Source organism: Streptomyces diastatochromogenes (assembly GCF_002242805.1).
Classification (GTDB): Bacteria; Actinomycetota; Actinomycetes; order Streptomycetales; family Streptomycetaceae; genus Streptomyces; species Streptomyces diastatochromogenes.
In genome coordinates, this window is record NZ_MCGQ01000057.1 from 19,551 (window position 1) to 42,932 (window position 23,382).

23 protein-coding genes are annotated in these 23,382 nt (G+C 72.0%); 11 read left to right on the forward strand and 12 right to left on the reverse strand.

Features of this window, described 5'->3' with window-relative positions; genetic code table 11:
* Nucleotides 1-10: 10 nt before the first annotated feature.
* The 5 genes from BEK98_RS43500 to zapE all read right to left on the reverse strand — a co-directional run bounded on the left by BEK98_RS43500 (nucleotide 11) and on the right by zapE (nucleotide 4,806).
* Nucleotides 11-829 carry a slipin family protein gene (locus BEK98_RS43500; protein ID WP_094222366.1) on the reverse strand — a complete coding sequence of 273 codons (819 nt, stop codon included), beginning with the start codon at nucleotides 827-829 and terminating at the stop codon, nucleotides 11-13.
* Between the two features lie 147 nt (nucleotides 830-976).
* Nucleotides 977-2,473, reverse strand: coding sequence for a SulP family inorganic anion transporter (locus tag BEK98_RS43505; RefSeq protein WP_094222367.1), 1,497 nt, complete (start codon nucleotides 2,471-2,473; stop codon nucleotides 977-979).
* Between the two features lie 8 nt (nucleotides 2,474-2,481).
* Nucleotides 2,482-3,060, reverse strand: coding sequence for a carbonic anhydrase (locus BEK98_RS43510; RefSeq protein ID WP_094222368.1), 579 nt, complete (start codon nucleotides 3,058-3,060; stop codon nucleotides 2,482-2,484).
* 81 nt (nucleotides 3,061-3,141) lie between these two features.
* Entirely contained in the window at nucleotides 3,142-3,537 is a 396-nt protein-coding gene (locus BEK98_RS43515; protein WP_094222369.1) for a hypothetical protein, read from the reverse strand.
* 165 nt (nucleotides 3,538-3,702) lie between these two features.
* Nucleotides 3,703-4,806: a cell division protein ZapE gene (zapE, locus tag BEK98_RS43520; RefSeq protein WP_094222370.1), complete on the reverse strand. Its 1,104-nt coding sequence runs from the start codon at nucleotides 4,804-4,806 to the stop codon at nucleotides 3,703-3,705.
* A gap of 37 nt (nucleotides 4,807-4,843) precedes the next feature.
* Between zapE and BEK98_RS43525 the strand changes: the two genes are divergently transcribed.
* The 5 genes from BEK98_RS43525 (at nucleotide 4,844) to BEK98_RS43545 (ending at nucleotide 9,704) form a co-directional block, all read left to right on the forward strand.
* Nucleotides 4,844-5,716 (forward strand): dihydrofolate reductase family protein, encoded by an 873-nt coding sequence (locus tag BEK98_RS43525; protein WP_094222371.1) that lies wholly within the window; start codon nucleotides 4,844-4,846, stop codon nucleotides 5,714-5,716.
* 127 nt (nucleotides 5,717-5,843) lie between these two features.
* Complete coding sequence (locus tag BEK98_RS43530; RefSeq protein ID WP_208643398.1) at nucleotides 5,844-6,317, forward strand: indole-3-glycerol phosphate synthase; 474 nt, start codon at nucleotides 5,844-5,846, stop codon at nucleotides 6,315-6,317.
* 192 nt (nucleotides 6,318-6,509) lie between these two features.
* Entirely contained in the window at nucleotides 6,510-7,901 is a 1,392-nt protein-coding gene (gene murC, locus BEK98_RS43535) for a UDP-N-acetylmuramate--L-alanine ligase (protein WP_094222372.1), read from the forward strand.
* Nucleotides 7,902-7,925: 24 nt separating this feature from the next.
* A complete protein-coding gene (gene msrB, locus BEK98_RS43540) occupies nucleotides 7,926-8,333 on the forward strand; it encodes a peptide-methionine (R)-S-oxide reductase MsrB (RefSeq protein ID WP_094222373.1) in 408 nt (135 codons plus the stop codon).
* A 78-nt stretch (nucleotides 8,334-8,411) separates the two neighbouring features.
* Nucleotides 8,412-9,704 (forward strand): PP2C family protein-serine/threonine phosphatase, encoded by a 1,293-nt coding sequence (locus tag BEK98_RS43545; RefSeq protein WP_244202231.1) that lies wholly within the window; start codon nucleotides 8,412-8,414, stop codon nucleotides 9,702-9,704.
* Nucleotides 9,705-9,729: 25 nt separating this feature from the next.
* Here BEK98_RS43545 and BEK98_RS43550 read toward each other — a convergent pair whose 3' ends face one another.
* Together BEK98_RS43550 and BEK98_RS43555 are read right to left on the reverse strand one after the other, a co-directional pair.
* The gene (locus BEK98_RS43550; protein WP_094222375.1) at nucleotides 9,730-11,175 is read right to left on the reverse strand and encodes a sensor histidine kinase; all 1,446 of its coding nucleotides are present in this window, start codon (nucleotides 11,173-11,175) and stop codon (nucleotides 9,730-9,732) included.
* Entirely contained in the window at nucleotides 11,172-11,864 is a 693-nt protein-coding gene (locus BEK98_RS43555; RefSeq protein WP_094222376.1) for a response regulator transcription factor, read from the reverse strand. The genes BEK98_RS43550 and BEK98_RS43555 overlap by 4 nt, the downstream gene beginning before the upstream one ends.
* Before the next feature lie 151 nt (nucleotides 11,865-12,015).
* Between BEK98_RS43555 and BEK98_RS43560 the strand changes: the two genes are divergently transcribed.
* The 3 genes from BEK98_RS43560 to BEK98_RS43570 are packed head-to-tail and all read left to right on the forward strand — an operon-like array spanning nucleotide 12,016 to nucleotide 14,485.
* Nucleotides 12,016-13,353, forward strand: a complete 1,338-nt coding sequence (locus BEK98_RS43560) for a ferredoxin reductase family protein (protein ID WP_094222377.1) — start codon at nucleotides 12,016-12,018, stop codon at nucleotides 13,351-13,353.
* A gap of 13 nt (nucleotides 13,354-13,366) precedes the next feature.
* Complete coding sequence (locus tag BEK98_RS43565; RefSeq protein WP_094222378.1) at nucleotides 13,367-13,753, forward strand: FMN-binding protein; 387 nt, start codon at nucleotides 13,367-13,369, stop codon at nucleotides 13,751-13,753.
* 3 nt (nucleotides 13,754-13,756) lie between these two features.
* Nucleotides 13,757-14,485, forward strand: a complete 729-nt coding sequence (locus BEK98_RS43570; RefSeq protein ID WP_094222395.1) for an FAD:protein FMN transferase — start codon at nucleotides 13,757-13,759, stop codon at nucleotides 14,483-14,485.
* On the opposite strand, the gene BEK98_RS43575 is transcribed toward BEK98_RS43570, so the two are convergent.
* Entirely contained in the window at nucleotides 14,478-16,499 is a 2,022-nt protein-coding gene (locus BEK98_RS43575; protein WP_094222379.1) for an ArnT family glycosyltransferase, read from the reverse strand. The genes BEK98_RS43570 and BEK98_RS43575 overlap by 8 nt on opposite strands.
* A 233-nt stretch (nucleotides 16,500-16,732) precedes the next feature.
* Between BEK98_RS43575 and BEK98_RS43580 the strand changes: the two genes are divergently transcribed.
* From BEK98_RS43580 to BEK98_RS43590, 3 genes are read left to right on the forward strand one after another with little or no spacing between them, the layout of a single operon-like run.
* On the forward strand, nucleotides 16,733-17,857 hold the full coding sequence (locus tag BEK98_RS43580) for an ABC transporter ATP-binding protein (RefSeq protein ID WP_167444412.1): 1,125 nt from the start codon (nucleotides 16,733-16,735) through the stop codon (nucleotides 17,855-17,857).
* Nucleotides 17,854-18,507, forward strand: a complete 654-nt coding sequence (locus BEK98_RS43585) for an ABC transporter permease (RefSeq protein ID WP_094222380.1) — start codon at nucleotides 17,854-17,856, stop codon at nucleotides 18,505-18,507. Before BEK98_RS43580 ends, BEK98_RS43585 begins: the two co-directional genes overlap by 4 nt.
* A complete protein-coding gene (locus BEK98_RS43590) occupies nucleotides 18,504-19,172 on the forward strand; it encodes an ABC transporter permease (protein WP_094222381.1) in 669 nt (222 codons plus the stop codon). The genes BEK98_RS43585 and BEK98_RS43590 overlap by 4 nt, the downstream gene beginning before the upstream one ends.
* 3 nt (nucleotides 19,173-19,175) lie before the next feature.
* Here the strand turns inward: BEK98_RS43590 and BEK98_RS43595 are convergent, their stop codons facing one another.
* The 4 genes from BEK98_RS43595 to BEK98_RS43610 are packed head-to-tail and all read right to left on the reverse strand — an operon-like array spanning nucleotide 19,176 to nucleotide 23,207.
* Entirely contained in the window at nucleotides 19,176-19,772 is a 597-nt protein-coding gene (locus BEK98_RS43595) for a GTP-binding protein (RefSeq protein ID WP_094222382.1), read from the reverse strand.
* Nucleotides 19,759-20,175 (reverse strand): DUF742 domain-containing protein, encoded by a 417-nt coding sequence (locus tag BEK98_RS43600; protein ID WP_094222383.1) that lies wholly within the window; start codon nucleotides 20,173-20,175, stop codon nucleotides 19,759-19,761. The genes BEK98_RS43595 and BEK98_RS43600 overlap by 14 nt, the downstream gene beginning before the upstream one ends.
* A gap of 30 nt (nucleotides 20,176-20,205) precedes the next feature.
* The gene (locus BEK98_RS43605; protein ID WP_094222384.1) at nucleotides 20,206-20,676 is read right to left on the reverse strand and encodes a roadblock/LC7 domain-containing protein; all 471 of its coding nucleotides are present in this window, start codon (nucleotides 20,674-20,676) and stop codon (nucleotides 20,206-20,208) included.
* A complete protein-coding gene (locus tag BEK98_RS43610) occupies nucleotides 20,673-23,207 on the reverse strand; it encodes a sensor histidine kinase (RefSeq protein WP_094222385.1) in 2,535 nt (844 codons plus the stop codon). The genes BEK98_RS43605 and BEK98_RS43610 overlap by 4 nt, the downstream gene beginning before the upstream one ends.
* Nucleotides 23,208-23,382 lie beyond the last annotated feature (175 nt).

Genomic DNA, 23,382 nt, shown 5'->3' on the forward strand with positions numbered 1-23,382 from the left:
GCCCGGCACGCTAGCCGGACGGAGGCCCACCATCCGCGTGCGGCGCGAGCTGTTGCTGGCCTGTCTCCGGTTGCTGGCCCCTCTCCAGGAAGTGCAGCAGCTCCACCGGGATGGGCAGGACCAGCGTGGAGTTCTTCTCGGCCGCCACCGCCATCACCGTCTGCAGCAGCCGCAGCTGGAGCGCGGCCGGTTGGTCGGACATCTGCGCGGCGGCCTCGGCGAGCTTCTTGGAGGCCTGCAGTTCGGCGTCGGCGTTGATGATCCGGGCCCGGCGCTCCCGGTCGGCCTCGGCCTGGCGGGCCATGGACCGCTTCATGGCGTCCGGCAGGGACACGTCCTTGATCTCCACCCGGTCGACCTGGATGCCCCAGCCGACGGCCGGGCTGTCGATCATCAGCTCCAGGCCCTCGTTGAGCTTCTCCCGGTTGGAGAGCAGATCGTCCAGTTCGCTCTTGCCGATGATCGAGCGCAGCGAGGTCTGCGCCATCTGGGAGACCGCGAACTTGTAGTCCTCCACCTTCACCAGCGCGCTCACCGAGTCGACCACCCGGAAGTAGACGACCGCGTCCACGCGCACGGTGACGTTGTCGCGGGTGATGCCCTCCTGGGCGGGGATCGGCATGGTCACGATCTGCATGTTGACCTTGTGCAGCCGGTCCACGAACGGGATCACCAGGTTCAGGCCCGGATCGCGTACGTGACCGGAGACCCGCCCGAGCCGGAAGAGCACACCCCGCTCGTACTGCTTGACGACTCGTGCCGCCATCGCCAGGTACACGACCCCGACGGAACCCAGTGCCGCAAGGGCCCCCAGCAGATCCTGGAGCATGGTGACCTCCTCAGGGAGAGGCCTTGCTTTGTGTCCGCTGCTGTAACGATAGTTCCGGGCCGGGGCGGAAGCCATGGGCGGTACGGAAAGGCCGGGCCAGGGTGCCGAGGGGCGTCGGCGCCCTGGCCCGGGGACGGCGGCCGGGTGTCAGGCGACCGTGGCTCTGACAGGCTCCTCAGGCGCGGTCACCTGCACCGGCTCGGTGCCCGTCGCGCTGTGTCGCTCGGCCCAGTTCTCCAGAGCCGTGCGGCAGGCGTGGTCCAGATGGTGCAGGCCGGACAGGTCGAGCCGGACGGGGCGGTCCTGGGGCAGCGACTCCAGGCTGTCGAGGATCTTCGGCAGCCGCAGGAAGGTCGCGTTGCCCGACAGGTACGCCTCGATGGGACCCGCGCCCTTGTCGACGACCTCCATCCGGAGGTGCGAGGCCTCCCAGGCCGTCTTGACGATCGCCAGCGCCAGGCCGATGAGCACGCCCTCGAACATGCTCACCGCCACGATCGACACGGCCGTCACGGCGAGGATCAGCGCCTCGCCGCGGTGCTCGCGCCACAGCACGGCCAGCGCCCGGACCGGCACCAGCTTGGCGCCGGAGTAGATCAGGATGCCCGCGAGAGCCGGGATCGGGATGTAGGCGAGCACGCCCGGCAGCAGGGCCGCGAACAGCAGCAGCCAGACGCCGTGCAGCACGCGGGACGCCTTCGTCCGGGCACCCGCCTGCACGTTGGCCGCGCTGCGCACGATCACCGCGGTCATCGGCAGCGCGCCGAGCAGGCCGCACACCGCGTTGCCCGCGCCCTGGGCGATCAGCTCCTTGTCGTACTCGGTGCGCGGCCCGTCGTGCAGCCGGTCCACGGCCGCCGCGCTGAACAGCGACTCGGCGGACGCGATCAGCGTGAACGCGACGACCGTGCCGAGCACCCCGACGCCGGCGAACTCGGCGAAGGCGCTCAGCGGCGGCGGCTGGACGGCGCCCAGCAGCCCCTTCACCTCGACGGTGGCCACCGGCAGGCTGAGCAGCAGCGCGGCCAGCGTGGCCAGGCCGACCGCGGCGAGCGGGCCGGGCACCGTACGCACCTTCGCCGGTGCGTGCTTCCACAGCGCCAGCACCAGGACGGTGCCGGCGCACAGGGCGAGCGAGGCCAGCGCGGCCCCGTCGCCGAAGGCGTCCAGGAACGCCCTCGGCAGCCCGGCCATCTTGCCCAGGCCCGAGTCGGGGGCCTTGGCCGCCATGGCCGGATACAGCTGGCCGGCGATCAGGACCAGACCGATTCCGGCCAGCATGCCCTCGACGACCGAGACCGAGATGGCCCGGAAGTACCGGCCCAGCTTCAGCGCGCCCATGAGCAGCTGGAGCAGGCCGGTGGTGAGCACGATGGCGCCGAGCATCGGCAGCCCGAACTCCTTGACCGCCTCGAAGACGAGCACGGTCAGTCCGGCGGCCGGTCCGGACACCTGCAGGCTGCTGCCGCGCATCAGCCCGGTGACGAGACCGCCCACGATGCCGGTGACCAGGCCGAGTTCGGCCGGCACGCCGGAGGCGACGGCCACGCCCACACACAGCGGGAGCGCGACCAGGAAGACGACCAGGGAGGCGGCGAAGTCCTGCCTCAGATGCGGGAAACGGGATATGAGAATGCTGTTCATCGGCGCGCTCACAGGGCTTCGAAGGTGTCGGTCTGCGGGCGGTGCGCGCGTACGGCGCCGGTGTGCACCTCGTAGTACCAGGCGTGCAGGCCGAGCTGACCCTGCGCCAGCTTGCGCTCGATGCACGCGTACGAGCGCAGGCGCAGCAGCTGGGTCAGGACATGGGCCTGGACGCCCTCGGCGACCTCCGGGTCCTCGGCCGCGCCGGCCGGGCGCGGGGTGGCGTGCGCGAGCCAGTCGCGCACGGCGGGTACGGCGGTCAGGTCGTCGCCGCGCACCAGCGCGCCGACGGCACCGCAGTGCGAGTGCCCGCAGACGACGATGTCGCGGACGCCGAGCACCTCCACGGCGTACTCGATGGTGGCGGCCTCGCTGGTGGGGTGCTGCGAGGCGTACGGCGGGACGATGTTGCCCGCGGTGCGCAGCTCGAACAGCTCGCCGGGGCGGGCGCCCGTGATCAGGGCCGGGACGACCCGGGAATCGGAGCAGGTGATGAACAGGACCTGCGGGGACTGGCCTTCTGCGAGTTTGGCGAACTCCTCAGGGCGCTGTCCGAAGGTACGGGCGTTGTCGATGAGGGGCTGCATGCGTGTGGACTCCTCCTGGCGCGCCGCAGCGGCGCGTCGGGCTTGCACGACGTTCGTGGTGGGGGGAGGACGAGCCGTCTCTCAGCAGCGGAAGACCTGAAGAGCTGCCGGGGAGTGGGCTCTGGAGGATCTCGTGGTGCGGTGGTGCGGGGCACCGGACGCGGCCGGTGTGTGCGGGGCGGCCGCCTGACGGGCTATGAGCGGGCGCTCCTGCGCCCAGCCGGAGGCGGAGCCGCGCTGCCGGTCGCGCAGGTGCTGGTCACCCACGGGCTGTTGGGAGCAGCCGCCCTCGCGGAACGTGCCCATCCCCTTGCGCACGGGCTTCGTGAGGCGCGCGGTCTCGGGCGCGGCCTTGGCCTTCGCATGACTGAGCGTATGCGCGGGTGCGAAGGTTCCCGTGGGTGCGAAGAACTGCAGTGCGAGCAGGGCGGCGGTGAGCAGGGCAAGCAGGGTCCGGGCCGTCGTACCTCGGAACATGCACCCTCCTCCCAGGAGTTCACGCCTCTTGCACGAACCAAGCATTGGTCAACGATTGGTCAAGAAACACATTAACCCTGCAAAGACCTTTGCAGGGTTAACGGCGGGTTACGGGCGCAAGAGAGCGTGAAAAGTGCGGGTCGGGTGGCGTGAACTGGCCCTTGACTACGAGCTGACGAGCCCCTTCGCGTCCCGGGCCAGCGCGGTGAGCCGGGATATCGCGCGGAAGTACTTCTTGCGGTAGCCGCCGTTCAGCATCTCCTCGCTGAACAGCTGGTCGAACGGCACGCCGGAGGCGAGCACCGGGACCTCACGGTCGTAGAGCCGGTCCGCCAGCACCACCAGCCGCAGCGCCGTCGACTGGTCCGGCACCGGCCGCACATCGGTGAGGCACACCGCCTTCAGTCCGTCGGTCAGGGCGCCGTACCGGCTCGGGTGCACCTTGGCCAGGTGGTCCAGCAGATGCGGGAAGTCGTCCAGCGAGGCGTCCGCGGTCGCGTACGCCGCCTTGGTCACCTGCTCGTCCGAGTACGGCGCCGGAGCCTCGGGCAGGCCGCGGTGGCGGTAGTCCTCGCCGTCGATGCGCAGGGCGCGGAAGTGGGCGGACAGGCCCTGGATCTCGCGCAGGAAGTCGGCGGCGGCGAACCGGCCCTCGCCGAGCTTCCCGGGCAGCGTGTTGGAGGTGGCGGCCAGCGCCACGCCCGCCTCGACCAGCTTGCCGAGCAGGGTGGAGACGAGCACGGTGTCGCCGGGGTCGTCCAGCTCGAACTCGTCGATGCACAGCAGGCGATGGCCGCTCAGCGTCTGCACGGTCTGCTGGAAGCCGAGCGCGCCGACCAGGTTGGTCAGCTCCACGAAGGTGCCGAACGCCTTGAGCGAGGGCTCCGCCGGGGTGGCGTGCCACAGGGAGGCCAACAGGTGGGTCTTGCCGACGCCGTAGCCGCCGTCCAGGTAGACACCGCGGGGGCCCGCCGGGGTCTTCGGCGCCTTGGCCCGGCCGAATCCGAAGAAGCCGCGCTTGCCGCCGCCGACGGCGTGGGCGCCGCCGAGCCCGGCCGCGAAGCCGTCCAGCACCCGCACGGCCTCGGTCTGGCTGGGCTGGTTCGGGTCCGGGATGTACGTGGCGAAGCGCACCGAGTCGAAACGCGGTGGCGGCACCATCTCGGCGACCAGTCGGTCCGCGGGGACGTGCGGCTCACGGGCGCACAGGGACTGCGGGCCCGCATCGGTCAAAGGGCTGGAACCGGGGGCGGCGGTGGAGGACGACACGGTTACCCATGCTAAGCGCCGTGTCACACTGCACGACATGCGACGCCTGTTCCCTGTGACCTACGAAACAGCAGCCCAGGCCTTCGGTGGGAGCGCGGAGGGGGAGGAGGTGCCTGGGGCGGCCGGTGCTCATGCCGCTCACGCGCTCGGTCAGGCCGCCATGGACCACCTGCTCATGAACCGCGAGTGGACCCTCGCCGAGCTGGCCGCCGCCTACGCGTACCCGGAGACGGGTTCCGGGCCCCGGCGGCCCTGGCTGCGGGCCAACATGGTCTCGACCCTCGACGGCGCCGCCCAGCACGAGGGGCGCTCCCAGCCCATCTCCAGCGCGGCCGACATGCGCGTCTTCGGTACGCTCCGGGCGCTCGCGGACGTGATCGTGGTGGGCGCGGAAACGGTACGGCAGGAGGGGTACCGCCCCGCACGCGCGCGTGCGGAGTTCGCGGCGGCCCGGCAGGCCGCGGGGCAGGGCCCGGCCCCGGCCGTCGCGATCGTCACCGCCGGCCTGGACCTGGACTTCGCCCTCCCGCTGTTCACGTCGCCCCTGGTGCCCACCCTGATCCTCACCGGTGCCTCCGCCGCCCCGGACCGGGTCGCGGCCGCCGAGAAGGCCGGCGCCCGGGTGGTCGTCGCCGGGGAGGGTGCGGGCATCGACCCGGCCCGCGCGGTACGCGCCCTCGCCGACCTCGGCCACACCCGGCAGCTCACCGAGGGCGGGCCCCGGCTGCTCGGTCAGCTGGTGGCCGCGGACGTGCTCGACGAGCTGTGCCTGACCGTGTCGCCGATGCTCAGCGCGGGGGACGCGCAGCGCATCGCCGGGGGGCCGTCCGTCACCGTGCCGCGGCGCTTCGAACTCGCGTCCCTGCTGGAAGAGGACGGTTTCCTGTTCAGTCGTTACCGTCGGTCCTGAAATCGGCGGAATCAGCCGTTCCGTTTAGCTTCGGGCGGGCAGACTAGGTCCGGCACTACCCGTGCGATCACGGGGCAGGATGGTTTCCGCAGGGCCCTGCAGGGCCCACGGAGGGAAGAGGCGCCGCGTGTTCACAAGCGTTCTGATGATCGAGAAGGCCCTGACGTCCGTCGACGTGGAGTTCGTCACCACCTTGCACGGAGACGAGTCGGTCTCCTTCCATGTGCTCCTTCAGCCGCGCGGCGACCAGGCGGACCGGCTGCTGCGGGCCATCGACGACATTGCCCTCGGCGAATTGGACGAGGCCCGGCGTGAGGGGGAGACGCCTGAGGGCGAGGAGGCGCGGAGTGTCGGGCAGCAGGCGCTTGATGTGTCCGTCCAGGCCCTGCGGGCTGCCAGCAGTGAGGCCGAGGGGCGGTTGGTCGAGGATCACCCGCTGGACGCGCTGAAGTCTTTGGTCGCGGAGGTCGGTGCGGATGAGGTGATCGTGCTGACCGATCCTCACTATGTGGAGGAGTTCTTCCATCGGGACTGGGCGTCTCGGGCCCGGCACAAAGTGGGCGTGCCGGTGCTGAAGCTGTTCTCGCACAGTAAGGCCTAGGCGCCGGGGGGATGTGGCGCGTAGGCGGGTGCGGGTGTGTTGTGGCTGACGCGCCCACGCGGCGGAGCCGCATGTCGGACACAGTCCCGCGCCCCTTCCGGTTGGCAAGCTCTCGCCCGTTGCAAGGCGCCCGGTCCTTCAGCGCATAGGCTAGGCCTGCTCAGCCTCGTACCGGATCTTATGGAGACTTGCATGGCACCCGGACTTCCTGCCGCCATGGACCGACCGCACTTCATCGGCATCGGCGGTGCTGGGATGTCGGGTATCGCGAAGATCCTCGCGCAGCGTGGGGCCGAGGTGGCCGGGAGTGACGCCAAGGAGTCGGCGACCGCCGAGGCGCTGCGGGCGCTCGGTGCGACCGTGCACATCGGGCATGCGGCCGAGCACCTCGCCGACGACGCGAGCTGTGTCGTGGTGTCGTCGGCGATCCGCAAGGACAACCCGGAGCTGGCCCGCGCCGCCGAGCTGGGCGTCCCGGTGGTGCACCGGTCCGACGCGCTGGCCGCGCTGATGCTGGGGCTGCGGCCGATCGCCGTGGCCGGTACCCACGGCAAGACCACGACCACGTCGATGCTGGCCGTCTCGCTGAGCGAGCTGGGCCGCGAGCCGTCGTACGCCATCGGCGGCGACCTGGACGCGCCCGGCTCGAACGCGCTGCACGGCGAGGGCGACATCTTCGTCGCCGAGGCCGACGAGTCGGACCGCAGCTTCCACAAGTACGCGCCCGAGGTCGCCATCGTCCTCAACGTCGAGCTGGACCACCACGCCAACTACGCCTCGATGGACGAGATCTACGAGTCCTTCGAGACCTTCGCCGGGAAGATCGTGCCGGGCGGGACGCTGGTGATCTCCGCCGACCACGAGGGTGCGCGGGAGCTGACGCGGCGCCTGGACGGGTCGGTGAAGACCGTGACGTACGGGGAGGCCGCCGACGCCGATGTGCGGGTCCTGTCCGTCGTACCGCAGGGGCTGAAGAGCCAGGTCACCGCCGTGCTGGACGGGCGGGAGCTGACCTTCGGGGTCTCCGTGCCCGGCCGCCACTACGCGCTCAACGCGGTCGCCGCGCTGGCCGCCGGTGCGGCCCTGGGCGTTCCCGCCGAGGAGCTGGCGCCCGCGCTGGCCGCCTACACCGGGGTCAAGCGGCGCCTGCAGCTCAAGGGCGAGGCGGCCGGTGTGCAGGTGATCGACTCCTACGCCCACCACCCCACCGAGATGACCGCCGACCTGGAGGCCATGCGCGGCGCCGCCGGTGACTCCCGGATCCTGGTCGTCTTCCAGCCGCACCTCTTCTCCCGCACCCAGGAGCTGGGCAAGGAGATGGGCGAGTCCCTGGCGCTCGCCGACGCCTCGGTCGTGCTCGACATCTACCCGGCCCGTGAGGACCCGATCCCCGGGGTGACCAGCGAGCTGATCATCGAGGCCGCGCGCGCGGCGGGCGCCGACGTCACCGCCGTGCACGACAAGGCGGAGATCCCCGCGGTGATCGCGGGAATGGCGAAGCCCGGTGATCTCGTTCTCACCATGGGCGCGGGTGACGTGACCGACCTGGGCCCGCAGATCCTGGACCGCCTGTCGCAGCAGTAAGCAGCAGTAAAGGGGCTGAGGCTCATGTCGTACGACGTCGAGAAGCCGGACGAGCAGTGGCGCGCGGAGCTGACGCCGGCCGAGTACGCCGTGCTGCGCCAGGCCGGCACCGAACCGGCCTTCACCGGTGAGTACACGGACACCAAGGCCAAGGGCGTGTACTCCTGTCGCGCCTGCGGTGCCGAACTGTTCACCTCCACGACCAAGTTCGAGTCGCACTGCGGCTGGCCGTCCTTCTACGACCCGAAGGACACCGACGCGGTGGAGCTGATCGAGGACCGCTCGCACGGCATGGTCCGCACCGAGGTGCGCTGTGCCCGCTGCGGCTCCCACCTCGGCCATGTGTTCGAGGGTGAGGGCTATTCGACCCCCACCGACCAGCGGTACTGCATCAACAGCATCTCGCTGCGGCTGGCGCCCGACGAGGCCTGACGCGGCGTGGCTCCACGGGCGGCCGGGACACCAGTGACTGGTGCCCGGCTTGCCCCGGTTTGAGATTCTGTGAGGGTGATGGGTGTCGCGCGCTGGATCCAGGCCCGTCGCAGGCCCGTGCCCGCTGACGGCCACCGCGCGGACCGGGCCGGTGAGCCGGAGGGCGAGGAGGTCCGGCTGACGGCCCTGCGGGCTGCCGCGGGCGCGATCGGTACGACACTCGACGAGGAAACCACCTGCTCCGAGCTGACCCGGGCCGTCGTACGGCTGGTGGGCGGCGCGGCCGCGGTCATGCGGCGCACCGGGAAGACCGTCTCCGGGTACGAGGCGATCGCCGGAGATCCGGACGTGCTGCCCGATGTCCGGTGGGCCACGGCCGTGGCCCGGGAGGCAGGCACCCCGGCGGCCGACAGACAACCGGAGCCCTGGACCGAGCAGCCGCCCGGCAGCCGCGGCCGGCCCGCGCTCTGTGTGCCTCTGACCAGCGGCGACGACCAGTACGGCGTCCTGGTCGCGGGGCGGTACGGAGCGCGGTTCACCCGTTCGGAGGCCGAGCGGCTCGCCCTCGTCGCCGAGAGCGCGGCCTCCCACATCCGGCACGCTCGCGCCTACGACCTGGTCAGCCAGACCGCCGGTGACCTGCAACGGGCGCTGCTGGCGGAGCCCGGCCGGCCGCACCCGAACCTGGACGTCGCGATCCGCTACCTCCCGGCCGGCAGCAGCCGGGTGCTGGTCGGCGGCGACTGGTGCGAGACCGTGCGGCTCCATTTCGGCCGCACCCTGCTGGTCGTCGGCGATGTGATGGGCCACGGCCTGGAGGCCGCCGTCGACATGAGCGCCTACCGCTCCTCGCTGCGCTACATCGCCTCCTCCGACCTGCCCCCGCACCGGGTGCTGCGGCAGATGGACGACATCGCCGCCGGCGAGGCCGAGCGGAGGCCGGCCACCTGTCTGCTGGCGCGGATCGATCCCGGCCGGGGGCAGGTCACGCTCTCCAGCGCCGGTCATCTGCCGCCCGTGCTCATCAGCGGGGACGGGCGGACCGTACCGCTGCCCGTGCCGGTCGGGCCGCCGCTCGGCACCGGTTTCGGCGGCTACGAGTCGGCCACCCACCAGCTGGCCCCCGACCAGACACTGGTGCTCTTCACCGACGGGCTGGTGGAACGCCGTGGCGAGGACATCGACAGCTCCATGGCCCGCCTGTCCGCCCTCCGGTTCACCGGCCACGGCGTGGACGACGTCCTGGACACCATCCTGACCGGCCTGGACGCACGCAACGCGGAGGACGACGTCGCGGTCCTCGCGGCACGGCCGTATCCGCGGAAGGAGAGTGCGGTACTGGAGGACGGCGCCGAGGTGATGGGCTCCTGAACTGCCCCGAGGAGGCGGGGTTTCCTCAGTGCGCGGCCCGCAGGGGCAGGCCGACCGTGAACACCGTCAGCCCCTCCTCCCGCTCCAGCCCGAGGCTCCCGCCGTGCGCCTCCACCAGCCCCCGCGCCACCGACAGCCCCAGCCCGCTGCCGCCCCGGTCCCGGCTGCGGGCCTTGTCCACCCGGTAGAAGCGGTCGAAGACGCGGTCCCGGTCGGCGGCCGGGATGCCGGGGCCCGCGTCGGCGACCCGGACCAGGGCGGCGTCGGACGTGACGGACACCGCCAGCGACACGCTCGTACCGGCCGGGGTGTGCACCGCGGCGTTGGTGAGCAGGTTGTCCAGCACCTGTCGGATGCGGTGCGGGTCAAGGCGCAGTTTCACCGAGGCCGGCCCTGGCGCGAGGGTCAGCGGGCGCTCCGGGTGGCCGGCCCGGAAGGCGGCGGCCGCCTCCTCGGCCAGCTCCACCAGATCCGCGTCCTGCGGCCGCAGCGGCGCGTCCACCTCCGCCGCGTCCAGGCGCGCGAGCAGCAGCAGGTCGTCCAGCAGGACGCCCATCCGGGCGGCCTCGGCGCGCAGCCGGGCCAGGTGCCTGTCCCGTTCCCCGGGGGCGTTGGCTGCGGCGTACTGGAAGAGGTCCGCGTAGCCCCGTACCGACATCAGCGGTGTGCGCAGCTCGTGCGAGGCGTCCGCGACGAAGCGGCGCAGCCGCTGCTCGGCCTCCGCGCGCACGGCGAGCGCGTCGTCGATGTGGTCCAGCATCGTGTTGAAGGCGGTGCGCAGCTCCGCCACCTCCGGACCGCCGTCCCGCCCGTCCGCGCGCACCGGCAGCCGCGCCGCCGTCTCCGTCAGGTCGTGCGAGGCGATGCCGTGGGCGGTGTGCGCCATGTCGCTGAGCGGTTTGAGGCCGCGCCTGAGCGTCCTGCGGCCGAACACCACGAGCGCCAGCAGCGCGAGCCCGAAGGCGACCACCTGGACCGTGACCAGCCGCCGTACCGTGTTCTCGATGTCGTCCATGGGGGCACCGCTGACCAGGACCACACCGGGCTCGACCTCGCAGGCGCGCAGCCGGTACTCGCCCTGGCCCGTGAGGTGTTCGGTGCGCAGCACCTCGGTGCCCGCGGCGATCTGCGCCCTGGCCACGGCGGTGACGTCGCCGATGTCCTGGGGCAGGTCGGTGCTCTCCTCGGGCCTGCGCAGGACGGGGGTGCCGTCCGACACGTCGTACACCGCGTAGTACCAGCGGTAGTACTTCTTGCCCTGGAGTGTGCCCTGTTCCGCGATGCTCTTGGACTGGGCGACCTGGGCGAGCCCCAGCTGGGCGTCGAGCTGGTCCGACAGATAGTTCCGCATGTACGTCGTCAGGGCCGTGCCGACCACGGCGAACACCACCAGGGACAGCGCGCCCAGGCCCAGGGCCAGGCGGGTGCCGAGGCGGAGTCTGGCGTAGGCGTGGCGCAGCCGGGCGATCACCGGGCGGCCTGCCGCACGGCGTACCCGAAGCCCCGCGCGGTGTGGATCAGCGGCTCGGCGCCCGGCTCGTCGAGCTTGCGGCGCAGCCGGCTGACGACCAGCTCGACGACGTTCGAGCGGCCGCCGAAGCCGTACTCCCACACGTGGTCGAGGATCTGCGCCTTGGTGAGCACCGACGGCGACCTGCGCATCAGATAGCGCAGCACCTCGAACTCGGTGGGCGTCAGGGCGAGCAGCCGTCCGGCCCGGCGGACCTCGCGGGTGTCCTCGTCCAGCGTCAGGTCGGCGACCCGCAGCACGGACCGCTGGAAGCCGGGTCCCGCGCTGCGCCGCAGCACCGTGCGCAGCCGGGCCATCAGCTCCTCCACCGCGAACGGCTTGACCAGGTAGTCGTCCCCGCCCCGGGTGAGCCCGGCGACCCGGTCGGCGACGCCGTCGCGCGCGGTGAGGAACACCACCGGCACCATCGTCCCCGAGCCGCGCAGCCGGTCGAGCACGCCGAAGCCGTCCACGTCGGGCAGCATCAGGTCCAGGACGACGATGTCCGGCCGGAACTCGGCGGCCCGGGTGAGCGCCTCCTCGCCGGAGTACGCCGTGACCGCCTCCCAGCCCTCGTACCGGGCGACCGTGGCGACCAGGTCGGCGATCGGCGGGTCGTCGTCCACGACCAGCAGTCGTACTTTCTCCACCCGCTCATACTCCTTCACGGGCCCTGTTGCGCCAGACCCGGCCGTCCCCACCAGGCACATCGATATCCAGTTGAAAGTTGTCCGACAGGAAAACGACAGCATCCCCGGGCGAAGCTCGACTCCCAGGTCCCGATCTAGGAGCTGCCCGCCCGTGACGACCCTCCAGTCCCGTCCCGCGCCCCCCACGGCGATACGCCCCCGGGTCGTGGCCCGCACCGGCCTGTACGCCCTGCTGGCCGCCAACGCCGTCATCGTGGCCGTGCTCTTCGCCGATGCCGGTTTCGGCTCCAACGCGCTGATCCTCATCGGCCGCCTCGCCGGGCTCTACGGCGCCCTCGTCATGGCCTTCCAGCTGCTGCTGGTGGCCCGGCTTCCCTGGCTGGACCGCCGCATCGGCATGGACCGGCTCACCTCCTGGCACCGCTGGACCGGCTTCACCGTGCTCTGGACCCTCCTCGCGCACCTGGTCTTCATCACCTTCGGGTACGCCCAGCTGTCCTCCCTGGACCCGGTGGACCAGCTCGTCGACCTCGCCGAGACCACCGAGGGCGTGCTGCGGGCGATCGTCGCGTTCGCCCTGATCGTGACCGTGGGCGCGGTGTCCGCGCGCTGGGCCCGGCGCCGACTCGCCTACGAGACCTGGCACTTCATCCACCTCTACACCTACCTGGCCGTCCTGCTGGCCTTCAGCCACCAGGTCGCGGCCGGTACGACCTTCACCGCGTCCACCGCCGCGCGCGCCTACTGGTACACGGTGTGGGGCACGGCCCTCGGCGCGGTCCTCGTGGGCCGGCTGGTCCTGCCGCTGTGGCGCAACCTGCGGCACCGGCTGCGGGTGACGGCCGTCGTCGCCGAGTCCGACACCGTCGTCTCGGTGTACGTCACCGGCCGCGACCTCGACCGGCTGCCCGCCGCTGCCGGGCAGTTCTTCCTCTGGCGGTTCCTGACCCCGGGCCGCTGGTGGCAGGCCAACCCGTTCTCGCTGTCGGCCGCCCCCGACGGGCGGCAGCTCCGGCTGACCGTCAAGACCGCCGGCGAGGGCACGGCCGCCCTGCGCCGGATCGAGCCCGGCACCCGCGTCTTCGCCGAGGGCCCCTACGGCGCCTTCACCACCCTGCACCGCACCCGCCCCGACAGCCTGCTCATCGCGGGCGGGGTCGGCATCACCCCGATCCGCGCCCTGTTGGAGGACATCGAGGGCCACGCCGTCCTCCTCTACCGGGTGACGGCGGAGCGGGACGCGGTCCTGTACGAGGAGCTGTCCGAGCTGGCCGCCGCCAAGGGCGCCCAGCTGCACCTGATCACCGGTCCTGCCGACCCCGACCTGCTCGCACCCCGCGAACTGGCCCGCCTGGTCCCGGACATCGGCGACCGCGACGTGTTCGTGTGCGGCCCGCCCGGGATGACCGCCGCGGTCCTGCGCCACCTGCGCGACATGGGCGTACCCAAGCGGCAGATCCACTTCGAACGCTTCAGCCTGGCGGGATGAGGAGAACGACACCGTGAAGCGAGCACTGCCCGTCCTGGTCCTCACCGTCGCCGGACTCGTCCCGCTGTGGCGCTACGAGCCGTCGCACGGGACCACGGCCACCGAGGCACCCACGACCGCCACGACCCCGAGCGCCTCAGCGTCCGGCCGGGTCGTGGCGGGGCCGACCGTCACCACCGAGAAGGGGGACGTCCAGGTCGAGGTGACCCTCGACGGGGACCGGATCAGCTCCGTGCGGATGCTGAAGCAGCCGGACAGCCCCCAGACCAAGGGCGCCGTACCGACGCTGATCCAGGAGACGCTCAAGGCGCAGAGCGCCGACGTCGACACGGTCTCCGGGGCCACGGTCACCAGCGAGGGGTACAAGAAGTCGCTGCAGGCCGCGCTGGACGAGGCGTAGATGCTGCGGAGGGTCGAGCACGTGATGGGCTTCCCGGTGTCGCTGCGGATCGACGACGAGGGCGCCTGGGACGCCGTGGCCGACGAGGCGTTCGCCTGGCTGCGTGCGGTGGACCGCCGGTTCAGCCCCTTCCGTGCGGACAGCGAGGTGTGCCGGCTGGACCGGGGCGAGCCGGCCGCCGGGGCGGTGAGCGCGGACCTCGCCCAGGTCCTGGGCCTGTGCGAGGAGTACCGGACCGCGACCGGCGGCGCCTTCGACGCCCGGCTGCCCGGCCGGGGCCTCGACCCCTGCGCGGTGGTCAAGGGCTGGTCGGTGCAGCGGGCGGCGGAGCTGCTGACGGCCGCCGGGGCACGGCGGTTCTGCCTCAACGCCGGAGGCGACGTGGTGGTCTCCGGCGGGCCGTGGCGCGTGGGGATACGGCACCCCGAGGACGCCGGCCGGGTCTGCGCGGTGCTGGAGGTGACCGACGGGGCGGTGGCGACCTCCGGGCGGTACGAGCGCGGCGACCACATCCTCGACGGACGCACCGGCCGCCCGGCGACCGGGCTGCTCAGCCTGACCGTGCTGGCCCCGACCCTGACCGAGGCGGACGCCACCGCCACGGCCGCCTTCGCGCTGGGCGAGGAGGGCGTGGCCTGGGCCGCCGCCCGGGCCGGCTGCGAGGTGTTCGCGGTCGACGCCGGGCGGCGGGTGGTGCGGACGGCCGGGGTGCCGATGGCCGGGGTCAGCTGACGTCCGAGGGGTCCAGGCGGTACAGGCCGCTGCTCGTGGGCGTAGATGTAGATGTCGAAGCAGACGCCGAAGTCGAGCCGTAGGCCGAGGACTTCACCGCCGTGCCGTGCTTCTTCACCCAGGCGGTGATCTCCGCGTTGGAGCCCTGGCCGCTGTCGCCGACGACGATGTAGTGCAGCTTGCCCTCCTTCACCAGGGTCTTGAGCTTGGCGAGGGTCATGGCGTCGTCGCTGCCGGACCAGCCGCCCATGGAGATGACGGGTTCGCCCGACTCCAGGATGACCGAGGCGGCGGTCTGGTCGGTGGCCACGGCGAGCAGCCAAGTGGCGCCGTCCTGGTGCTTCTTGAGGTACGTGATCATCTCGGAGCTGACCTGGGTGTCGCCGCCCATGCCGCCGCCGGTGGGCCGGGTACCCGCGCTCCGAGGCGATGCGGTCGGCGCGCTGCTCGTCGCGGGCGCGCCCTTCATCCCGCTCGCGCTCGGCCGCTGCCCGCCGCCACCGCCCGGACCTCCGCCCATGCCCCCGGTGCCGGGACCGGCCGTCGGATTGGTGCCGTTGGGGCTGGAGCCGACCGCCGAGACCGCGTACGCGGTGGGACCGGCGAGCAGCGCGACCACGGCCGCCAGCGCCGCGACGCCCATCAGCCGGCGCCGCTTCAGGAACCGTCCGACCAGCAGCCCGGTCACCGCGAGGGCCCCCGCCACCGCGATCACGGCCTCCGCCACGGAGTAGAGGGTCCCCGAGACCCGCTCCAGCAGGACCACGGCCCACACCGCGCTCCCCGCGACGGCCGCCGGAAGCACCCAGGACCACCGGACGGATCCTTCCCGGAAGGCCCGGTACAGCATGACCCCGCCCGCACCGGCCAGCGCCGCTATGCCCGGGGCCATGGCGGTGACGTAGTAGGGGTGGAAGGTGCCCTCGGCGAGGGAGAACGTCAGGTAGTGCAGGACGAACCAGCCGCCCCACAGCAGGAGTCCGGCCCGCTGTGCGTCCGTGCGCGGGGCCCGGCCGCGCAGCACCAGGCCGGCCACGAGTGCCACGGCGGCGAAGGGGATCAGCCAGGAGATCTGGCCGCCCATGATGTCGTTGAACATCCGGTACAGGCCCGCGCTGCCGCCGAAGCTCGCCCCGTTGCCCTGCGCGCCCACCGACGAACTCGCCCCGAAGATCCGGCCGAATCCGTTGTAGCCGATGACCAGGTCCCACACCGTGTTGTCCGTCGAGCCGCCGATGTAGGGCCGCTCGGCGGCCGGGATCAGGTCGACGACCACCATCCACCAGGCGCTGGAGACGACGAGCGCGAGCGTGCCGACGGCGAGATTGCGGATCCGGCGGCCGAGCGAGGTCTGCGCGGCCCACAGGTACACGCCGAAGAACACGGGGAGGACGACGTACGCCTGCATCATCTTCGTGTTGAAGGCGAAGCCGATCGCCACCGCCGACCACACGAGCGGCAGGAGCCTGCCGGTGCGCACGGCCTTCAGCAGGGCGGCCGCGCCCAGCAGCATCAGCAGGACCAGGATCGGGTCGGGGTTGGTGTCCCGGTTGATGGCCACCGTGATCGGCGTCAGGGCGAGCGCGAGGGCGGCGACGGTGGCCGCGACCGGGCCGAAGTCCCGCTTGACCATGCGGTGCAGCAGCGCCACCGAGCCGACGCCCGCCGCGGCCATCGGCAGCACGAGCTGCCAGGTGCCGTAGCCGAAGAGGCGCGCCGACAGGCCCATCACCCACAGGGCGAACGGCGGCTTGTCGACGGTGATGAAGCTGCCCGCGTCGAGCGCGCCGAAGAAGAAGGCCTTCCAGCTCTTCGTGCCGCTGTAGACGGCCGCGTCGTAGAAGGAGTTGCCGCTGAGCGAGGTCAGGTTCCAGGTGTACAGGGCCGCGGCCAGCACCAGGACCGCCCACAGCGCGGGCCGGGCCCAGCGCGGGTCCGGCGGGGCGGCGCGGCGCACGCCTTCCCTGCCGGGCGGCGGGGACTGCTTGCGGTGCGGCGGGGCGAGGATCGTCATGGCGCGTGCTCCCAACAGGAGGAGGGGTCCTGGCCGTGACGATCGGGGCCGCGTCTGGGGGATCTCTGAGCCTTTGCTGAGCGCCGCATGAGATTCAGGCAACTCACAGGTCAGGCACAGTCCGGTCACGCCGGGCTGCCAGGCGCTCTCCGGTCAAGGTGCCGCAACATTCGCCGTCTAGACTCTCCCCGCAACGGCCCAGGCTTGGCCAAAACCGAAGGGTACGCGGCGTTTTGATACGGATAGATGCAGTCACCAAGCGGTACCCGGACGGCACGGTGGCCGTCGACCGGCTCTCGTTGGAGATACCCGACCGCGCGATCACCGTCCTCGTCGGCCCCTCCGGCTGCGGCAAGACGACGACCCTGCGGATGATCAACCGGATGGTGGAGCCCAGCGAGGGCAGCATCCTCCTCGACGGCCAGGACATCCGGCAGCAGCCGGTCAACACCCTGCGCCGGTCGATGGGTTACGTCATCCAGAACGCCGGTCTCTTCCAGCACCGCACCATCCTCGACAACATCGCGACCGTGCCTCGCCTGCTCGGCTGGAGCAAGCAGAAGGCGCGGGAGCGGGCGGCGGAACTGATGGAGCGGGTCGGGCTCGACACCGCGCTCGCCAAGCGGTACCCGTACCAGCTCTCCGGCGGCCAGCAGCAGCGCGTCGGCGTGGCCCGGGCGCTCGCCGCCGACCCGCCGGTGCTGCTGATGGACGAGCCGTTCTCCGCCGTCGACCCGATCGTGCGCAAGGGCCTCCAGGATGAACTCCTGCGCATCCAGGACGAGCTGGGCAAGACCATCGTCTTCGTCACCCACGACATCGACGAGGCCATCAAGCTGGGCACGATGGTCGCCGTGCTGCGCACCGGCGGCAGGCTCGCCCAGTTCGCCCCGCCGGCCGAGCTGCTCAGCGCGCCCGCCGACCCGTTCGTGGAGGACTTCCTCGGCGCCGACCGGGGCATCCGGCGGCTCTCCTTCTTCCCGTCCGCCGAACTGGAGTTGCAGACGGCTCCCGTGGTCGCGATCGACGCGGGCGCGGAGAAGCTCGCCTCCCGCGGCGCGGCCCCCTACCTCCTGGTGACGGACGTCGACGGCAGGCCGCTCGGCTGGGGCGCGCCGGACGACCTCACCGCCGGGGAGATCGACCGGGACCGACTGCTGCCGTACGGGCGGCCGTTCGTGCCCGGCACGGACTCGCTGCGCACCGCGCTCGACGGTGCCGTGCTCTCGCCGACCGGCTGGGCCGTGGCCGTGGACGGCGAGGGGCGCGCCGTCGGCGTCGTCTCCCAGCAGGTGATCGGCGAGGCGGTCCGCGCCGCCCACACCGCGGGCCGGCCGGATGCGAAGGCCGCCCGATGAGCGGCTTCTTCGACATCCCGAGCGACCTCCAGAACAGCTACTTCGGCCTGATCGGCCTGCACCTGCGGGAGGCCCTGCTGCCGGTGCTGGCCGGGCTGCTCGTCTCGCTGCCCGTGGCCCAGCTGTGCGTACGGTTCCGCTGGCTCTACCCGCCCGTGTTCGGTGTGACCACCGTGCTGTACGCCATCCCGTCCCTGGCCTTCTTCGTCGTCCTCATCGACTACACCGGCCAGACCGAGACCACGGTGATGATCCCGCTCGCCGTCTACAGCCTGGTGGTGCTGGTCCCCGCGATCGTGGACGGCGTCCGCTCGGTGCCGCCGGAGACCCTCGCCGCTGCCACGGCCATGGGGCTGGGACCCGTACGGCGTTATCTCCAGGTCCAGTTGCCCATCGCCGTACCGGCGATCATCGCGGGCCTGCGGGTGGCGACCGTGTCGAGCATCTCCCTGGTCAGCGTCGGCATGCTGATCGGCAACCAGGGCGCCCTCGGCAACCTGCTGCACGACGCCCAGATCTACAACCGGCCCCTGCTCGCCGTGAACTCCGTGGTGACGACGGCCGTACTGGCCGTCCTGGTCGACGCGGTGCTGGTCGGCGTGCGTGTCCTGCTGACCCCCTGGATGCCGAAGGAGCGCGCGGCCCGGTGAACGTCCTGCACTTCGTCAACGCCTTCTTCAGCGACAGCGCCCACTGGCACGGCTACGACGGCATCCCGTACCGCGTGGTCGAGCACCTCCAGTACTCCCTGGAGGCGCTCGCCTTCGCCGCCGCGATCGGGCTGCCGGTCGGCCTGGTCACCGGGCATTACGGGCGCGGCGGCAACGTGCTCGCGCTGATCGCCACCGCGGCCCGGGCGCTGCCCACCTTCGGCCTGCTGGTGCTGTTGGTCACCTGGCTGAGCTTCAGCACGGGGCTCGTGATGATCCCGCTGGTCGTGCTCGCCATCCCGCCGATCCTGGTCACGACCTACGAAGCGGTCCGGTCCGTCGACCCCTCCCCGGTGGACGCCGCCCGGGGCATGGGCATGCCGGAGTCACGGGTCCTCTTCCAGGTGGAACTCCCGGTCGCGCTCCCGCTGATCCTCAGCGGACTGCGCTCGGCCGCCATCCAGATCGTCTCGACTGCCACCATCGCCGCGTACGTCAGCCTCGGCGGCCTCGGCCGCTACATCATCGACGGCCTCTACCAGAAGAACTACGAGAAGGTCGTCGGCGGCGCCACCCTGGTCGCCGGGATGGCGCTCGCGACCCTCCTGGTGTTCTGGGCGGTGTCCCGGATCGTGGTCTCGCCGGGCGTGCGCCGGAGCAGCTGAGGTTCAGTTCTCGGTGCGGGCCAGCGCGAGTTCGAGTACGACGAGCAGCGCGTCCCGCACCGACCCGCGCTCCCGGGCGTCGAACACCACGACCGGGACGCCGTCGGAGACGTCGAGGGCCCAGCGGACCTCGTCCAGGGAGTGCTCCACCTGCCCGTCGAAGGCGTTGACCGCCACCGCGAACGGGATCTCCTTGTGCTCGAAGTAGTCGACGGCCGCGTAGCAGTCGTCCAGGCGGCGGGTGTCGACGATGACCAGACCGCCGACCGCGCCCTCCACGATGTCGTCCCACATGAACCCGAACCGCTCCTGCCCGGGCGTGCCGAACAGGTACAGCTTCAGCGTCGGGTCGATGGTGATGCAGCCGAAGTCCATCGCCACCGTGGTGGTGGTCTTGCGGGGGGTGTGCGTGAGGTCGTCCACGCCCGCCGCGACCTCGGTGATCGACGCCTCGGTGGTCAGCGGCTCGATCTCCGAGATCGAGCCGACGGTGGTGGTCTTGCCCACGCCGAAGCCGCCCGCGATCACCATCTTCACCGGCAGCGGCGGCCGCACGGCGGCTGCGGCCGTGCCCCGGGTGAGCGGTTCAGTCGGTGTCACTCGGTTCCCCTCGGGAGTCGGGGATGGCCCTGAGGCCATCGATGAGCCTGCGCAGGACGGAGGCGTCGTGGGTGGCCTCGGCGTCGGGCACGTGCACCGTCAGCTGCCCCGCCTCGCGCAGGTCTTCGGCCAGGACGCGGACCACGTTGAGGTGCAGCCGCAGCCGGGCCGCGAGTTCCGCGATCGACTGCGGCAGCCGGCAGGCGGCGACGATGTCGTACCGCTCGAAGGAGAGCCGGCCGAGCGCGTCGAGACCCGCGGCGGTGGTCACCACCTGGGTCTCCACGGGCATCGACCGGCCGGAGGCGGCATCCGCCACCCGGCCGGCGGTGACCAGGAACGGCCGTACGGCGGGGGCGGGGCCGACCGGGTCCGGGCCCGGGGGCGGGGTGCCGTCCGCCATGGCTGTTCACTCCTCCTGTCCGGGCGCGCCTCAGCGCGTGGCGCCGACGCTGTTCTTCAGCTCCAGCACCAGCTGCGGGCTGAGCGCCGCACCGGCGCGGTTGGCGAACACCGTCATCTCGTAGGCGATGTTGCCGAGCTTGGCGTCCTTGTCGGCGACCACGCCGAGGACGGCGCCGCTGCCGATCGCGGAGACGATGACATGGCCGCCCTCCAGATCGATGATGACCTTGTTCAGGCCGCCCAGGCCGTAGTTGCCGGAGGCCCCGGCGGCCAGGCTGGTGATGCCCGAGACGATCGCGGCGAGCCGTTCGGAGTGGGCGCGCTCGCGCAGCTCCGACACGGCGATCAGCAGGCCGTCGGAAGAGACCGCGATCGCGTCGACGACGCCCGCTGTCTCGGTCGCGAAACGGTTCAGCAGCCAGGTGAAGTCGGCTGCGGCTGCCTGCAGGTCGGTCGGCGCGGTGCCGCCCGTCGGGGTGTCACCTGTCGACGTGCTCACTGCTCGGCTCCTTCCGGAAGGTGGTTCGGGTCGTGCGGCGGGGTCGGCGTGGGGGGAGGGGAGGAGGTCGGCTCGGGGTGGGGCCGTGCGTGGCTTCCGGTGTCGCTGTCCCGGTGGGCGCGTTCCACCGCCGCCTCGAACTCCTCCAGCGCGCTGCGCTCCGCCTCGGCGTCGCGGGGGCGCGCCGGCTGCGGTACGGCCGGGGAGGCGGCGGCGGTCGTGCGGAGCGTGGCCCCGCGGACGCGGCGGCGCAGGGGGCGGGCGGTGCCGGAGGAGACGAACTGCGGCTGGTCCTCGGGGGTGGCGGAGGAGATGGGCTGCGGCTGGTCCTCGGGGGTGCCGGAGGAGATGGGCTGCGGCTGCGCCTCGGGAGCGGTGGCCTCGCGGCTCGGCAGCCGGCGTGGCAGGGGGCCGGCGGGTTGGGTCTTCTCCCCGGCAGGTCGGGTCTTCTCCCCGGTGGATTGGGTCTTCTCTCCCGGGGGTTGGCTCGTCTCCCCGGCGGAGCCGGACGGCACCGGTCCGGAGGGGACGTCCGTGGCCGTCGGTGCCACGGCGACCGGCTCCGCCACCGGGCTCATCGTCAGCAGCAGCGAGGCCGGCAGCGTCACCTCCGCCGTCACACCGCCGCCGGGTGTACGGGTCAGCTCGACCCCGATCTCCCAGCGGCGGGCCAGCGCGCCCACCACGAACAGGCCCAGCACCTTCGTCGGCATCAGGTCCAGGCGTTCGCGGCGGATCAGGCGGGCGTTCTCCTCGGCGATCCGTTCGGCGCTCATGCCGAGGCCGTGGTCGGTGACGACGACGTGGGCGCCCTCGGCGCCGGAGCGGACGGTCACCTCCACGGGGCTGCCCTCGGGGGAGAACGACACCGCGTTCTCCACGAGTTCGGCCATCATCAGGGTCAGGTCACCGATGATGTCGGGCGCGACATTGGCGTCCGAGGCGGCGTACAGCCGTACCCGCTGATAGCCCTCGATCTGCCCGAGCGCGGCCCGCACCACGTTGGAGAGCGCCAGGGGCCCGCCGTCCAGCGCGGTCTCGCGGATGCCCGCCAGCAGCATCAGGCTGTCGGCGTTGCGGCGCAGTCGTACGGCGATGTGGTCGATGGAGTAGAGGCGCTCCAGCAGCTCCGGGTCGGTCTCGCCGCGCTCCACGGCGTCGATCAGCGCGAGCTGGCGGGTGGTCAGGTTGCTGACCCGGCGGCCGACGTTGCCGAACATCTCGGCGGTGTTGCGGCGGCTGAGCACCTGGCGTGCCAGCAGGGCCGCGGCGGTGGTCTGCACCCGGTTGAAGGCCTCGGCCAGGTCGCCGATCTCGTCGCGCGCGGTGACCGGCATGTCCCGCAGCCGGGGCGGGCCGTCGTCCTCGGCGTCGTCGTCGGCCACCCGGTCCAGCTCGCGCCTGGCCACCTCGGCGACCTCCTGCGCGGCCCCGGTGAGCGCCTGTACGGGCCGCACCACCGAGCGGCGTACCAGCACCGAGAAGGCGATCCACAGCGCGAACCCCACCAGCGAGCCGTACAGCAGCAGTCCCGCGCGCCACTGGGCGGAGGAGGACTCGCGGTCGGCGCGGTCGGCGATCTGGCCGATCAGCGAGGTGGTGATCTTCAGCCGGGCGGCGGCCTGTTCGGGGTAGTCGGGGTAGTCGGCCAGCGCGTCCTGGACCGCCTTGTGGATCTCGGCCTTCGACCCGGCCTCCAGTTGCGTGGGGTCGATCTGCAGCTCGGCGTACGACTCCGCGATGTTCTGCTGCGCGGGGGTGTGGTCGATGCCGGCCAGCTGCCGCGCCTGGCGCTCGGTGGCGAACCGGGTGAAGCGGTCGGCCTGGTGGGTGTAGAGGTCGTACGAACCGACCGCGCTGGTGAACTCGATCAGCGCGTTGGTGTCCCCGGTCGTGGCGGAGAACACGCTGGTCTCGAAGGCGCCGTGGGCGGCGTCCGCGCGCAGCAGGGAGTCCAGCAGGCTGCCGGTGAAGGTCGACGCGAGAGCGGGGTCGCGGTCGAGTCCGAGGCCGTCGATCAGCCGGCCCGTCGGGTCGACGTAGGCGGGGTCGATGTTATCGGCCGGCAGATAGCCCCGCTCGACGCTCTGGCGCAGGCTGGACAGGCCGTCGATGTCCCTGAGCGCCTGTTCCTCGGCATCCGGCAGCCGGTCGCCGTAGGTGGCGCGCACCTTGTCGACCTGGGTCTCCACCGCTTCCTGTGCCGCGCGGTAGTCGGCGAGCGAGGGCTTGGACCAGCCGGTCTCGTAGCGCGCGGACAGCAGGATCGCCTGCTGGTGCTCGGCCTCGACGCGGTCCACGAGCCGGGCCACCTGGGCGCTGTCCCGCACCGTCCGGGCCGCCGACTCGGCGTTGTCCGACTGCTCGACCAGGTCGGTGACGAAGTACGACAGCAGGGCGGCGATGACGGCGAGCGGGATGGCGACGAGCAGGTTGAGCTTGCGCCGGAAGGGCCAGCGGTCGGCGAAGCCTCGTACACCGCTGTGTACCGGGGCATGCCGCGCGGGCGCGTCCACCTGGTTCGTGGACACCGAGCCTCCTTCATGGGGGGTGCCTTACGGCGGAAGCGGGCCCCGTGCACCGCTGTGACCGATTTCGACTCCCGTGAGACTACAGGCCCCTTGAAGGATCAATCACCTCGCCTTTTATCAAGAATGAGTTACAAGGTGAGCGCTCTCTGCGCACAACCTCTGCACACAACTGACC